This window comes from Litoreibacter sp. GN1-5, assembly GCF_055693805.1.
On sequence record NZ_JBVFUP010000001.1, the window covers coordinates 2,309,986 to 2,323,520 of the forward strand.

A 13,535-nucleotide genomic window follows, 5' to 3' on the forward strand; every position below is an offset into this window, starting at 1 on the left:
TGCCTAGCTGCCGGTTACCATAGTCCACCAGATTTTGCCATTACGCTCCTGAAACCATGCAAACCCCAGCTTACGGGCTTTCGGGGACAAGACCACATTGCGCGTGTCAGGCTGTTTCATCCAAGCAGCCAGAGTCTCGGATTCGTTCTCGTAGGTTTCCGAGATATTTTCACCAACCAGCGTGCCCGTATAGCCAACACGTTTGACACGATCGATAGGCGAAGAGCCATCCGATCCGAAGTGCCAAGGCCTGTTTTGAACGGACATATCCCGCGAATGTGTCTCGGCGGCAGCGTTCAGAGCGCTATCTAGTTTCAGTTCTGCAGCACCTGCAGATGCTCTTAAGGCATTGACCGAGTCGAGCACACGAAACTGAATATCATCCGTATCAGAGGCTTTGATTCGGTAGACGCGGTTAAGGGGTTTACCATCAGGCCCAACACTTGGTGGCGGTGTTCCACAGGCTGATAAAAGCAAAACAGCGGCGATCATGAGTGAAAAAAGTCGTGACATCGGTATGTTATCCAGTTTTGGTTCGACTGCTCTTTTAAACTGATCTGCGGGACGGTTCAAATATTGTAGCAAGAATTAATCGCTCGCAGGAATGTTTGATTTGCGACTGCGGCCCGCAAGACATATTAATGGGTCCGAATTTTGAAAGAAGGAGAGGGTTAATGACGCATTCTAAAGATAAAGGCGTTGACCGTCGTAAATTCTTGCTGACTGCCGCTGCCGCAACAAGCGGTCTTGCAGCGCCGGCTTTGGCGCAAACCACAGGCGCAGGCCAAGTTGAACGTGATCTGACAGAAGTGGTGCGGCGCAATATATCCAGCTTCCGGTCTCTTGAGTGGCAGCCATACTTTAGTAACCTGAGGAATGGCGCGATTCTTGTGGATATTGATAGCCGAGCATTGCACATGTGGACGGAAAGCGGCGAATACAAGCTGTACCCGTCCAGCGTACCAATGTCAGAAGACCTGACGCGCCGCGGGCGAACGAAAGTTGTTCGCAAGGTCGAAGGCCCAACCTGGAGCCCGACACCCGCTATGAAAAGGCGCAATCCCGAATGGCCTGATTTTGTAGGTGCAGGCCCGGATAATCCCCTTGGGACGCACGCGCTTTATCTGCAATGGACCTACTACCGTATTCACGGAACCCATGATACCCGCAAGATTGGTCGTCGGTCTTCGAACGGTTGTATTGGGCTATACAATGAACACATTGCCGAAGTTTTCGGAAAAGCGAAAGTTGGGACGCAGGTGCTGTTGATATGACAGGCCTGCCTTGCGGCTTGTGTCACACCTCAAGCTATCTCGTAAGATCCAAAGGGCGGTGAAAATTTTCACCGCCTCTTTTTATGAAAGCCCGGCTTCCGCATCAATCTGCTTTTTGGATTTTCGCGCCCGTTCCGTCGCTGATTTAAGCTGCCCGCAAGCAGCCATGATGTCTTCCCCGCGCGGTGTACGTATGGGCGAGGCATATCCGGCTTTATAGATAATATCAGCAAAGGCCCTGATACGGTTGTTCGATGACCGCTGATATGGCGCGCCCGGCCATTCATTGAACGGGATCAGATTGATTTTCGCCGGAATACCTTTGATCAACTGCACCAATCGACGCGCATCATCATCGCTATCATTCACATCTTTCAGCATAACGTATTCAAAGGTGATACGTTCACTGTTGGAAACCTCAGGGTAGGTCCGCAAGGCTTCCAAAAGCTCGGCAATATTCCAACGCTTGTTGATCGGCACCAGTCTGTCACGCACCTCATCCGTTGTTGCATGGAAAGAAACCGCCAGTAGACAGCCGATTTCTTCTGCTGTGCGGAAAATTTCGGGTACGACACCAGAAGTCGACAGCGTAATCCGACGACGACTAAGGCTGATACCTTCCGGATCCATCGCAATTTTCATCGCGTCGCGCACATTCTCAAAATTATAAAGCGGCTCGCCCATACCCATCAGAACGATATTCGACAAAAGACGCGTCTCGTCCTTGGGGTTGCGCCCCGGTTCTGGCCATTCACCCAGATCATCACGGACAAGCATGACCTGACCGATGATTTCCCCGGCGGTTAGATTGCGCACCAGTTTCTGTGTGCCCGTATGACAAAAAGAACATGTGAGCGTGCAACCGACCTGACTGGAAATACACAGCGTACCGCGCGATTCTTCAGGGATATACACGACCTCAACCTCATGCCCGCCGGAAATGCGAACAAGGTATTTCCGCGTGCCATCTTCGCTAAGTTGTCGCGTTACGACCTCTGGCAAGGTAATTTCGAAATTGCCTGCCAGCATTACACGGTAATCTTTCGCCAGATTGGTCATCGCGTCAAAATCGCGAACACCTTTCTGATAGATCCACTGCCAGATCTGGCCGACGCGCATCTTCGCCTGCTTCTCAGGCGTACCGGCAGCGATCAGCACATCACGCAGCTGATTACGGGTGAGGCCCACAAGATTGATAAGGCCATCCTCCGGCAATTTGCGCGGGATGGTTATCAAATCCTGGGTAATAGGCGCCGTAGCGGTCATGTCAGTCTCACATATTGCGAAGACCGCGAGATACACCAGTTGCGGGAAAAATCAAACCCGCAACTAAGGTATTCATGTTGTCAGGAGCCGCACCGCTTGGTTGCATCATCATAAGCAGCCGTAAATCCAAGCAACGAGAACGTGTCTTTCGTGTCTGTACCACGCCCGGACTGGCCAGTGATAATCGCCTGCGATCCTCCTTTCATAGCAGCGATGATTTGATCATCCTCTGCTTCAGAGGCAGCCCATGCAGTTTCGCCGGATGTGAACATTTCAAATCGGCGACTACCGATCGTCAGCGACGCTGTTGCACCATTTGGAAACGGATAACCGCTGGTAAAGGAGACTTCGCCCAGCTTGTTCGTTTCGGGCCAAAAACTGACGAACATCAGAATCTCCCCGCGATTTACCGTCTTGGGCTGACCATCCTGAGTGTTCAACGTCTCTTTCGGCGCGCTGACGATCCAACACTGTTTTGGGTTTTCCTCTACAAAAACACTCCAGTCAGTGTTAGCGGCAACCCTATTTGTGGACGTATCCTGCGCAATTGCTGATCCTACCGCCAACAATATGGTTGCGACTGCGATCATGCTCTTCAGCATTATTTTCATATTCTTTCGTAGCTCCCGCTTGCTCTGGCCTCTTACGTATGTGGAAATGACCATTGAGGCTCTTTTTCCCACGATACAATCTTCTACGATCCCAATTGCAATTTTTTTACTCAATATGCATGACTTAGGAAAGGCCCCTTAGCGATTTTTCGCCCTTGCAGGAGAATGTGATGACAAACCCGAACCCAATGGTGGAAGTCTGGAGGGGGCCATTTCTTGAATCTCAGCATACAGGTCATGCGGTTGTGTGCGATGTGGCAGGCAATATTGTCGAGGCCTGGGGTAACCCCGATCAGGTCATTTTACCCCGATCATCGTGCAAAATGTTGCAGGCTCTTCCGCTGATTGAAAGCGGTGCGGCAGCATGGTTCGGATTAACCCCGGCGCATCTGGCTTTATCCTGTGCATCCCATCAGGGCGCACACATCCATACTGATCGTGTGACCCGCTGGCTGACTGATCTGGGGTTTGATGATGATGCATTGCGCTGCGGTGCACAGACACCATCAGACAAAGATGCGCGCGAAGCTTTGATCCGCAGCGGGGAAGAAGCCTGCCAGATACATAACAATTGCTCGGGCAAGCATGCAGGATTTCTGACGCTTGGTAAGCATTTGGGCGCGGGACCGGAATATATCGATCTGGACCACCCTATTCAAAAGGCTGTTCGAGAGACCTTTGAAGACATTACCGGAGAGATATCGCCGGGATACGGCATTGATGGCTGCTCTGCCCCGAACTTTGCCACGACGATGACGGGGCTTGCACGGGCCATGGCGCGGATGGCTGTACAAGGGGATGATGCGCGGGCTCGCGCGGCCCGTCAGTTGATCGATGCCATGCGCACATATCCAGAGCTGGTCGCAGGCGAAGGTCGCGCTTGCACGGAACTCATGCGCGCCATGGACGGCAAAGCCGTGATCAAGACCGGCGCAGAGGGCGTTTTTGTGGCGATTATTCCGGATCGTGGGCTTGGGATTTCAGTAAAGATCACTGACGGCGCTACACGCGCAGCGGAATGTGTGACCGCTGCGTTCCTGGTGAAATACGGCTGCTTGAACGCAGATCACCCTGCCGCGGTGAAACGCCTGGCTGGTCCAATACGAAACTGGCGGGGTATAGAGACGGGGCAGATGCGGTTATCACCGCAGTTCATATCCCTTCAGGACACCGCCTGATCTGGTTGCAAATGCAACTCGTACCCTTCCGGCGCGTGGTTGAAGAGATATTGCAGCAGCTGTTCTTTGTTAAGGGGCTTGGTCAGGTAATGATCAATACCACAGTCAAGGATGCGTTCCTTGTCACCCTCCATCGCATGGGCCGTCATAGCTATGATGGGCGTGCGAGGCAGACCCAATGTCGTCTCGACCGTGCGGATCGCTTTTGTAGCCTCCATCCCATCAAGCCCAGGCATCGAGATGTCCATAAAAATCAAGTCCGGTCGCTTTTCTTGAAACGCGGCGATGGCGTCATGGCCATTGCTAACCATCTCTATATCCAGATTCAGACCCTTTAGCATCTTGGTGAAGACAAGCTGATTGGTCTTGTTATCCTCCGCAGCCAGCACACGCAGAGTGCTGCTGCCCCGCAGGATCAGCGGCGGTGGCGACACGTTCAACGGTAGCCCGTTCAGTAGATCCAGAAGCTCATGCCGCAACACGGGTTTTTTGAGGACCAGGCTACCGTCATCAGGCTTGGCGTCTCCTTGTGTCATCGTAACAATGGGCAGGTTCGGGAAAGATGTTGCGCAGATTTGACGAAACCCCAATGCATGATCATCGGCAGGATTGGCCGCAGCAAAAACAACACTTGCTTGCCGATCTCGCAGACAGGCAAGAGCATCTTCAGTGGTTGCGCAGCCCTGTACAGACAACCCCAGCATTTCAAGTTGCCGGATCAGTGTCGTCTGCTGCAAGCGGTTAGCGTCCAGCACCAGTGCATGCGTCAGATGATCCGGTAGATCAAAGGGCGGGATTCTTTGCTCGCTAATGATTGGCAATGTGATCATAAAGCCAAAACAAGAACCGACGCCCTTTTCGCTTTCAACCCAGACCTCGCCCCCCATGTGTTCGATCAATTTCCGCGTGATCGCCAAACCAAGCCCTGTGCCTTCATAGGCCCTGTTCGCATCTTCCTCGACCTGGTTGAACTCACCAAAAATATGGTCGACCTTCTCAGGGTCAATGCCAATACCGCTATCCTCAACAGTGCAGTGAATCCGGTACTTATCAGCGGCCGTGCTCAGCCCCACGACGCGGATCAACACATGACCGCGTTCAGTGAATTTGACCGCGTTGCCAACCAGATTGATCAAAATCTGTCGGATACGGCCAGTATCGCCATAAAATTCGGTTGGCAGGAATTGGTCATAATCCACGTTGAAAGAGATATCTTTCTGCAACACCATAGGCTCCACCAGTAGGGCGACCTCTTGGACCAGACGTTCCAGATCGAAGGCTTTTGGTTTGAGTATCAATCTATCCGCTTCAATTTTGGAGAAGTCCAAAACATTATTGATAATCTCTAGTAGAGCCTCACTTGAGGACTGTATGGTGCTTGCATAGAGCCTATTATCCTCATCCAGATCACTTTCAAGAAGCAAGCCGGCCATACCAACCACACCATTCATCGGTGTACGCAGTTCATGGCTCATCTTGGCAAGGAATGCCGATTTTGCGCGATCAGCAGCTTGTGCCTTATCACGGGCTTCACGCAGCTCTGCCTCTTTCAGAATTGTGTCGGTGATATTGAGAACAAGCGACACCACCCCCATCTGAGGTCCGGCGATCGATCATCTTGACATACATCCCGTTCCAGAAACGCAATGTGGTGGGCGCAATCCGGCGCTCTGACCAGCGGGCGAGCATGAAGTCGTACCAGTCGGTTTCATCCTTGCCTTGCAGGTCGATAATACCTTCGTCCAAACTCAGATTGAGAATACTTTCGTAGCTAACCCCTGGTTTGATAAGGTCTGCCCCGTCAAAGACGTTCAGGTAAGGCGTATTCGCTGCGATCAGGTGTAAATCCCTGTCGAACAAAGCAAATCCGTCCGGCATTGTTTCCAGCGCGTCCCAAAGCAGGCGTTCTGCTGCAACTACCTTATAATTGGCAGTCTCCAGATCCTGGGACACCTGAGAATTCTGGCCCTCCAACTGCTGGACAACCTTGCGTTGATCAACGATCTGATCTGACAGAGACAAAGCATGCTGCGACAATTTACGATTTGCCTCGGTCAGCTCTGCCTGTTTTTGATCCAGTAGACGTTCTGCCGCCAAGCGCGCACGGCGTTCTTGGGAAAGTTCTGTTTCAAACGCAATCTTCGTCATATCTGCCCGCTCGCAATGAATGGAATGTCTTAACCGAACATTCACCAAACAAAGTAAACAAGCGCTTAACGATGGAAGAGTGTAAGCGGTTTTTTCCGTCCACCCAGTTCCACGGCAGCAGTTGATCGATGTCTTTCTGCTTATGTCCATTGACGATGGCCGTGAGCACACCGGTCAGGTAGCTGTGGGGTTCGACTTTGTTGAGTTTGCACGTCTCAATGAGCGACGCGATGACGGCCCAGTTTTGTGCACCGGCGTCATGACCTGCAAAGAGTGCATTCTTGCGCTGTAGGGCAATCGGACGGATGGTGCGCTCGACGGCGTTGCTGTCCATCTCGATGCGGCCATCGCTAAGGAACAGGATCAAGCCGTCCCAATATTTGGCGATGTACTTCAGTGCCTCACCGGTGGGGGATTTAGCGGACACTTGCGCGCTTGCAGCATCCAACCAATCCTTGAACGCTGCAATCTTCGGCGCTGATCGGTCTTGTCGCATGGCAAGGCGGTCCTGTGCTGTCAGACCGCGGGCCTTGCTCTCTATCCGATAGAGTGCCGCGATCTGCTTGAGGCCCGCCTCGGCGATGGGGGCGACGTTGTTCTCGGTCAGTTCATAGAGCTTCCGACGGGCATGCGCCCAGCAGTAGGCCAGTTGGATTGGCGCATTGTCCCGTGGGTCAAGCACACGGTTATATCCTGCATAGCCGTCCACTTGCAGGGTTCCTTCAAAGCCTTGCAAGATTTGGGATGCGTACTTGCCGGATCGTCCCGGTGCATAGGTAAACGCAACACCTGGCGGTTCTGGCCCGTTCCAGGCTCGATCATCCCGGGCCAGTGCCCAAAAGTACCCTTTCTTCACCTTACCCCGCCCCGGATCGAGCACCGGCGCCGGGGTCTCATCCATGAAGAGTTTGGTCGATGTTTTGAGATGTCTGAGCAAGGCGTCGTAGACCGGCACCAGTTCATGCGCTGCTTTACCGACCCATGAGACCAAGGTCGACCGTTCGATATCGACACCCTGACGGGCATAGATTTGTGACTGGCGGAACAGTGGCTGGTGATCGGCAAACTTGGAGACCAGAACAGTGGCAACAGTTGCCTCAGTTGGCATGCCACCTTCGATAAGACGCGGCACTGCAGGGGCCTGAACAAAGCTGCCCTCGCATTTGCGGCATGCATAGCGCGGGCGGCGCGTAACGATCACGCGGAACTGAACGAGAGCCGCCAACCCGTCATGACCTTTGCGGAAGTCCACCGGCTTTGTTGCCACAAAGATCTTCACCCCATGGGATGGATGGATCACAGCGCAGCCGCCAGTTCGGCAATCCGCTGCGCAGAGGTCGTTGCAGACAAGCGGACAGTCACATCGCCTTTGATAAGATCAATCGTCTCCAATACGGATGAGGCTTCGGCAGCGATCTTTGGCGGGACATCTGGTTCCGCAACGACCAAAGGCGCAAACACGACCTCGTCCACCCGCCAAAAACACTGCCTTTGACCGCGATTACAGCGGTTTGGGAAGGCGCGCCTTGACCAAACACAAGATGTAGTAGGTCGAGTTTTTCACCTAAATCGGTGGTTATCGCCGGTGACACAAACGGTTGAGTTTTGGCACAACCTGTGTCCTTGGGGGCTTCCAGCTCGACGTGCCGCTGGCCCGCACCCTATCGTTCGGCGGTGACGCTCGCCATCTTAATGCCCGCGAAGATAAGGGCCGCTCCGGCCGTTCTGTTGATCAGACCGACAATCCAGGCGCGCAGGCCGCCATTGGCAAGCGTGTCCCCCAGCTTCGCATAGGCAGAGTAAATCACAAACTGCATCGCAGCCCCCGTCAGCCCCATGATGATCATCTGCGGTGCAATCGGCGCGGCGGTGTCGAGGAACTGCGGGAGGATTGCCGCGAAGAAGAGAAGTACCTTGGGATTGGCGAACTCTACGACAAAGCCTTGCGAGAAGAGAGCCTTCCGGGACCTCACTTTACCCGTCCGCCTGACAGAGAGCCCACCCGAGCGGCTGAGTAAGGCGGTAAGGCCGAGATAGATAAGGTAGCCGACGCCAACCCACTTGATGATTTGGAAGACAAGGTTGGACGCGAGGATGAGAGCGGCCAGCCCCGTCGCCGACATAACGAAGTAGATCGCCGTTGCGACCATCATCCCGAACATTTGGAAAACGGTCCTGCGCCAGCCGTTTGTCGCGCCTTGCGACGCCACGAGGATCGCGGATGGACCGGGCGACGCGATCACGACGGCCTGTGTCGTCGCGAAAATCAAGAATGCCTGAAGTTCCATCGCATTGTTCCCTTGCTGGTTGAGAACAACAAAGGAGCCCCCCATCCCAGAAGTCAACGGATCAAAATAGTTCATGTGCGACCGTCGCCATCAAAGACAGGGCCAAAGCGCCAAATGTTGTCTTAATTACATCTATCTTCCCCACCAAGTATAAGTAAAGCTGACGTGGAACATTTGAATTTTGTCACGCAGGGCTGATAACCGATTACGGCAAGGTCTAATGATGTAGAATGGCTGCGTTGAACTGGTTTGACATCCATCAACATCCGGGTTTTACATATACGTTGTGAAGCGAACGGGAAAACCAATGAAACGTAATGGTATTTTGTTAATTTCCAATTCTTAGGTTTAAATCCACCGGCTTTCAGCCGGTTCGCTTCAGCTAAATCCTGATGACCCTTCTCCCTGTTTTTGGCTCGCCCTTGGGTGAAAGCCAAAAACAGGGAGAAGGGTCATGGCCTATTATACTGGCAGTCATACCAAATTCTATCACCGATATCATATTGTTTGGGTGACCAAATATCGGTTCAAGGTGTTGAAGGGCGACATGCGGTTGCGCCTGCGCGAGATCATCTACCAGACTTGCGCTGAGATGGGGGTCGATATCGAGAAAGGTGTGCTGTCGAGCGATCACGTGCATATGTTTGTATCGATCCCGCCGCATCTGGCGTTGTCGACGGTGATGCAGCGGATCAAGGGCCGCCTGTCGCGCAAAATCCAGATGGAATTTCCGGACTTGCGAAAGCGATACTGGGGCAGGCGGTTTTGGGCCCGTGGATATTTTTCGACCACCTCGGGCAATGTGACCGACGATGTCATACTTAAGTATCTGGAGCTTCACTCCAAACGGAAACCTACCGGCATAAGCCGGTAGTGGTTTAGTTGTTCTAGGGCTCATCGCATTTGGGTTTTTAGTATTTCTAAGAACGTCGCAACCCGACGCACCTGCTGAAGACGTCGCCACGGTCACAACCATCCTAGGCGGCGGCGCGGGAATTGTGGTCGGTTTAATCCTTCTTCTCTTGGGCCGCAGCAGGGCTTAATCACGCCCCGTTACTCTCCGCTTTCAACTCCCATTTGCCACTCTCCTGAGACCAGTACTTCGCGGCCACGCCGGCGTTTGTGAGCGCTTTCCATTGACCGGGGGCAACGCTTATGTCGCTGTACCCTAATTAATCAGATTCTACGGACTCGACGCACTTTCTGGTATTTCTGTATCCTTAACCGCAGCCGGAAGAGTTTCGAGATCGCAGACGATAGAGCGGTTCAAACAAATTGATACGCTCTTTCCAAGATTGGCCGAACGCCACACCCACAAAATCCGGTTTCTGTCCGGCGGCGAAAGGCAAATGGTGTCCATCGCTACTGGCCTTCTCGCGGAACCCAGATTGCTCATACTTAATGAACCCACCCTTGGCCTGTCTCCCAAACTGCGCACCGAGCTTTGCACGGCAATCAAATCCATAAAGGCGATGTCGGTGCCCCTGATCGTGATTGATCAGGATGTCTCGTTCCTCTCCGAATTGATTGACCGCCTCTACCTCTTTGATCATGGCCGGATTTCCAATGTGCTTGAGCGCAATGATATACCAGACCACGACACCCTCATGGCGATGCTGTTTGGCGGGGTAACCTCATGATGGAGATCGAGACGTTTTTGGCAGTGGCGGCGGGTGGCGTCGTTCTTGGTGCTATCTATGCTCTAATGGCTGCGGGTCTGGCCGCGATCTGGACAACTCTTGGCATCTTCAACTTCGCGCACGGAGCATTTATCGCACTAGGCGCGTATGTCGGATGGTCGCTCGCCGATAGTCAGGCGGCCAGTCTCGGGCTTACCATTGGCACAATCGGGGCGACCGTTTCAATGTTCTTCTTCGGCATCCTGTTCCATCTGGCGCTGGTGCGCCCTTTTGAGCGACGTGCCGACATCGTGACCTCTTCGGTGATCACAACGCTTGCCGGTGCGGCCATCATCGAAAGCGCTATCAACCTGATCTGGGGGCCGCGTTCAAAGCAACTTGGCCGCATCGCCCACGGCGGGATTGATCTGGGCTTGTTCAGCTTTCCGGTAAATGACCTCGTGCTCATCGCCTTGGTTGCCGCGACCCTGGCCGGGTTGGGCTGGTTTCTAGGACGCACAAAGCCGGGGGCGCGATGCGCGCGGTTTCCCAAAACAGGGAAGCTGCTGAATTGATGGGACTTGATGTTCCCCGGCTCTTTGCTTTGGCTTTCGGCATTTCTGCGGCCATGGCCGCTCTCGCGGGTATCTTCCTGGGCGGCGTTCGTTTCATGACACCAACCATGGGCAGCGATCCCTTGATGAAAGCGTTGATCGTCGTGATCTTCGGAGGGATCGCGCGCTTCACCAGTCCCATTTACGCGGCCTTCATCATCGGGCTGGTTGAGTCATTTTCGAACTACTTCGTGGGGCTCTATTGGACGCCAGCGGTTCTCTTTGCGATGATGATCGTCGTCTTGTTTATGAAACCATCAGGCCTCTTTGGACATCACCAGAGGACCTTGTGAATGCGCTACGATCCCCCATTTCATAAATCAAACGGGCTCATTCCAACGCTGATCGTCCTTGCTGGGCTGATCGGTCTTCCGTGGATTTCTGACGCCAGCTATACGCGTCACCTCATGGTGTTGGTTTTTGTCTTCGCCGTTGTGGCAGCAAGCTGGGATTTGAGCCTGGGTTACGGCGGTTTGTTCAATTTTGCCCATGTTGCGCTCTTTGCCGTGGGCATCTACACCTACGCCATCCTCGCCAAGACGTTTGGTGTGAACCCGTGGATCGCGGTGCTGGCGGCTGGACCTGTTGCCGTTATGGTGGCAATCGTGATCTCGCTCCCAGTTCTGAGGCTTGATGGCATCTATGTCATTCTGGTAACCATTGCGTTTTCAAAATTGGTCTACCAGATCATCATAAGCCAATCGTCGGTCACCGGTGGAACATCCGGCATGGTGACACTCCCGGCCCTCAGCATCGGGGACTACCGGTTCACCAAGGATGGCCGGATCGGATATTACTATGCCGCCCTTGTTCTGCTGATCGCAGCTTGCGCATTTCTGCATGCGACAACACGCTCCAAATGGGGCCGCGCAATTGTTGCTTTGCGAGACGCGAAATACGCCGCCATCTCCAGAGGTGTTCCGGTAGCAAGGACGCGCGCAATCACACTTGCTGGCAGCGGTCTTTTTACCGGAATTGCGGGTGGGTTCTATGCGTCCTATGTGCGCGTGGCGTCCCCGGATATCTTCGGACTGGGTTCATTGACCCTGGTCCTGTCGATCCTTTTGGTTGGCGGGATCGGGACGATCTGGGGCCCGGTCACCGCGTCCTTTGTCATCGTCTTGCTGTCAGAGGCGATGGCCGATTTCGGGCCCTGGCGGGACATCCTGATCGCCCTGCTCATCATTGTGGTGATGATCCTGTACCCGGCGGGATCTGGGGCGTAATTCAGGAGTTGCGCGAAGGTGTCACCACGGTGCGCACGGCTCTTGTCGCGCGCATCCGGCAGCACCGCGGAAAAGCCGCACGCGAAGCCTTGCTGGGTGCACCCGAGACGTTCATACATACGCGCCATGGCAAAATCTCTGTGAGTGATACGGGTGGGGACAATCCTGTCATTCTTGCCATACACGGCAACTCGGCATGCAAAGAAGCCTATACCAAGTTTTTTGACGCTTTCAGAGACACCCATCGGCTAATCACGTTTGACCTTCCGGGACATGGGGTGTCGGACAATGCGAACCCTGAAACCGCCTACAATATCGCTGCCTATGCCGACGTTGCCGAAGACGTACTCGCCAGGTCTGAAGCGCAGAATGCGACTATTCTGGGATGGTCTCTCGGTGGGTATGTCGGCCTGGAACTGACTGCGCGCAACCCTAACGCGTTTTCGGGACTTTGCATCACCGGAACGGCACCTCTGAACGTGGTGCCAGAAGATTTCGCACGCGGCTATGACGCGTCAAGCCACCTGATTTTGGCTGGAAAGCAATATTTCACCTGCGCAGAACAACATACCTATGCAAGTTCTGCCACTGCCCCCTTTCACCTGACAGCGCGTTCATGCACCGAAACATTTCACGCACGGATGGCCGGACCCGATACTACATGATTACCAAGCTCGGAGTCGTGGATTGGCCGCGGCAAATGCGCATGCTTCGCGATGGTCTCATTCCTTTTGCGATCCTCAATGGATCCGACGACCCGTTTTTGGATCATGAATACATCGCCAGTCTCGAGTACGGAAGAATCTGGACAGGTGGCCCTTGCGACATAGTCGACGGGCAGCATGCGCCGTTCTTCAACAAGCCCGACGAGTTCAGTGACTGCTTTAGAAACTTCCTGGCCTGGGCGGCCACATGATTACAAAGAAAATGTCTGGTTACATGAGCGGTGCGAATTCCTTCGGTTTGTGGAAAGGCGCTAGAAGGGCAAGCATTGTCGATGAGCGTTCGACGGCTTACAAACAGACTAGCTTTAGCAGATCCAAGTACCAGCTTGGCAAAATTCAAACTAGGGGCAGTACATTATGCGGAGATACTGTTGAAAAAGTCTGTTGATTGGCTAAGCGCTGTCCTTGGCCTTAGAGCCAAAGGCAAAGTTGCCCAGAATCCAGAGTTGGTCTTCCGGGCCAACCACCTTCCACATATTTTCCTACATCGCAGCATCCATCTGTGATGCAGATACGAAGGGGCGGTTGCAAAACCGCATGATGTTTTCATGGCCGAAATCTCCGATCCAATCGTCGCCGCCTGGCG

General features: G+C 53.7%; 16 protein-coding genes and 2 pseudogenes. 9 read left to right on the top strand and 9 right to left on the bottom strand.

Annotated elements, in window-relative coordinates; translation table 11 throughout:
- Positions 1-3: 3 nt before the first annotated feature.
- Positions 4-513, bottom strand: coding sequence for a divisome-associated lipoprotein DalA (gene dalA / locus ACZ1HF_RS11490; RefSeq protein WP_472657633.1), 510 nt, complete (start codon positions 511-513; stop codon positions 4-6).
- A gap of 161 nt (positions 514-674) precedes the next feature.
- On the opposite strand from dalA, the gene ACZ1HF_RS11495 reads away from it, so the two are divergent.
- A complete protein-coding gene (locus ACZ1HF_RS11495; protein WP_472657634.1) occupies positions 675-1,274 on the top strand; it encodes a L,D-transpeptidase in 600 nt (199 codons plus the stop codon).
- Positions 1,275-1,355: 81 nt separating this feature from the next.
- Here the strand turns inward: ACZ1HF_RS11495 and rlmN are convergent, their stop codons facing one another.
- Positions 1,356-2,540, bottom strand: a complete 1,185-nt coding sequence (rlmN, locus tag ACZ1HF_RS11500) for a dual-specificity RNA methyltransferase RlmN (protein ID WP_472657635.1) — start codon at positions 2,538-2,540, stop codon at positions 1,356-1,358.
- Between the two features lie 80 nt (positions 2,541-2,620).
- A complete protein-coding gene (locus ACZ1HF_RS11505; RefSeq protein WP_472657636.1) occupies positions 2,621-3,151 on the bottom strand; it encodes an invasion associated locus B family protein in 531 nt (176 codons plus the stop codon).
- A gap of 170 nt (positions 3,152-3,321) precedes the next feature.
- Here ACZ1HF_RS11505 and ACZ1HF_RS11510 point away from each other — a divergent pair, with 170 nt between their 5' ends.
- A complete protein-coding gene (locus tag ACZ1HF_RS11510) occupies positions 3,322-4,329 on the top strand; it encodes an asparaginase (protein WP_472657637.1) in 1,008 nt (335 codons plus the stop codon).
- On the opposite strand, the gene ACZ1HF_RS11515 is transcribed toward ACZ1HF_RS11510, so the two are convergent.
- The 5 genes and pseudogenes from ACZ1HF_RS11515 to ACZ1HF_RS11535 form a co-directional block, all read right to left on the bottom strand.
- Complete coding sequence (locus ACZ1HF_RS11515; RefSeq protein ID WP_472657638.1) at positions 4,314-5,915, bottom strand: response regulator; 1,602 nt, start codon at positions 5,913-5,915, stop codon at positions 4,314-4,316. The genes ACZ1HF_RS11510 and ACZ1HF_RS11515 overlap by 16 nt on opposite strands.
- Entirely contained in the window at positions 5,860-6,477 is a 618-nt protein-coding gene (locus ACZ1HF_RS11520) for a PAS-domain containing protein (RefSeq protein ID WP_472657639.1), read from the bottom strand. Before ACZ1HF_RS11520 ends, ACZ1HF_RS11515 begins: the two co-directional genes overlap by 56 nt.
- Before the next feature lie 106 nt (positions 6,478-6,583).
- A pseudogene (gene tnpC / locus ACZ1HF_RS11525) lies at positions 6,584-7,687 on the bottom strand (IS66 family transposase); the annotation flags it as partial.
- 86 nt (positions 7,688-7,773) lie between these two features.
- On the bottom strand, positions 7,774-7,938 hold the full coding sequence (locus ACZ1HF_RS11530; protein WP_472657640.1) for a hypothetical protein: 165 nt from the start codon (positions 7,936-7,938) through the stop codon (positions 7,774-7,776).
- 200 nt (positions 7,939-8,138) lie between these two features.
- Positions 8,139-8,840 (bottom strand): LysE family translocator, encoded by a 702-nt coding sequence (locus ACZ1HF_RS11535; RefSeq protein ID WP_472657641.1) that lies wholly within the window; start codon positions 8,838-8,840, stop codon positions 8,139-8,141.
- A 379-nt stretch (positions 8,841-9,219) separates the two neighbouring features.
- On the opposite strand from ACZ1HF_RS11535, the gene tnpA reads away from it, so the two are divergent.
- On the top strand, positions 9,220-9,639 hold the full coding sequence (tnpA, locus tag ACZ1HF_RS11540) for an IS200/IS605 family transposase (protein ID WP_472657642.1): 420 nt from the start codon (positions 9,220-9,222) through the stop codon (positions 9,637-9,639).
- 169 nt (positions 9,640-9,808) lie between these two features.
- Here the strand turns inward: tnpA and ACZ1HF_RS11545 are convergent.
- Positions 9,809-9,913, bottom strand: a pseudogene (locus ACZ1HF_RS11545) (DNA polymerase III subunit chi); the annotation flags it as partial.
- Positions 9,914-10,060: 147 nt separating this feature from the next.
- Between ACZ1HF_RS11545 and ACZ1HF_RS11550 the strand changes: the two are divergent.
- From ACZ1HF_RS11550 to ACZ1HF_RS11575, 6 genes are read left to right on the top strand one after another with little or no spacing between them, the layout of a single operon-like run.
- A complete protein-coding gene (locus ACZ1HF_RS11550; protein ID WP_472657643.1) occupies positions 10,061-10,405 on the top strand; it encodes an ATP-binding cassette domain-containing protein in 345 nt (114 codons plus the stop codon).
- Positions 10,402-10,959 carry a branched-chain amino acid ABC transporter permease gene (locus ACZ1HF_RS11555; protein ID WP_472657645.1) on the top strand — a complete coding sequence of 186 codons (558 nt, stop codon included), beginning with the start codon at positions 10,402-10,404 and terminating at the stop codon, positions 10,957-10,959. Before ACZ1HF_RS11550 ends, ACZ1HF_RS11555 begins: the two co-directional genes overlap by 4 nt.
- On the top strand, positions 10,920-11,291 hold the full coding sequence (locus ACZ1HF_RS11560) for a branched-chain amino acid ABC transporter permease (RefSeq protein WP_472657646.1): 372 nt from the start codon (positions 10,920-10,922) through the stop codon (positions 11,289-11,291). The genes ACZ1HF_RS11555 and ACZ1HF_RS11560 overlap by 40 nt, the downstream gene beginning before the upstream one ends.
- Positions 11,292-12,224 carry a branched-chain amino acid ABC transporter permease gene (locus ACZ1HF_RS11565; RefSeq protein ID WP_472657647.1) on the top strand — a complete coding sequence of 311 codons (933 nt, stop codon included), beginning with the start codon at positions 11,292-11,294 and terminating at the stop codon, positions 12,222-12,224. It abuts the gene before it with no gap.
- A gap of 29 nt (positions 12,225-12,253) precedes the next feature.
- Positions 12,254-12,889, top strand: a complete 636-nt coding sequence (locus ACZ1HF_RS11570; RefSeq protein ID WP_472657648.1) for an alpha/beta fold hydrolase — start codon at positions 12,254-12,256, stop codon at positions 12,887-12,889.
- Positions 12,886-13,140, top strand: a complete 255-nt coding sequence (locus ACZ1HF_RS11575) for a hypothetical protein (protein WP_472657649.1) — start codon at positions 12,886-12,888, stop codon at positions 13,138-13,140. Before ACZ1HF_RS11570 ends, ACZ1HF_RS11575 begins: the two co-directional genes overlap by 4 nt.
- The last annotated feature ends 395 nt before the right edge of the window (positions 13,141-13,535 follow it).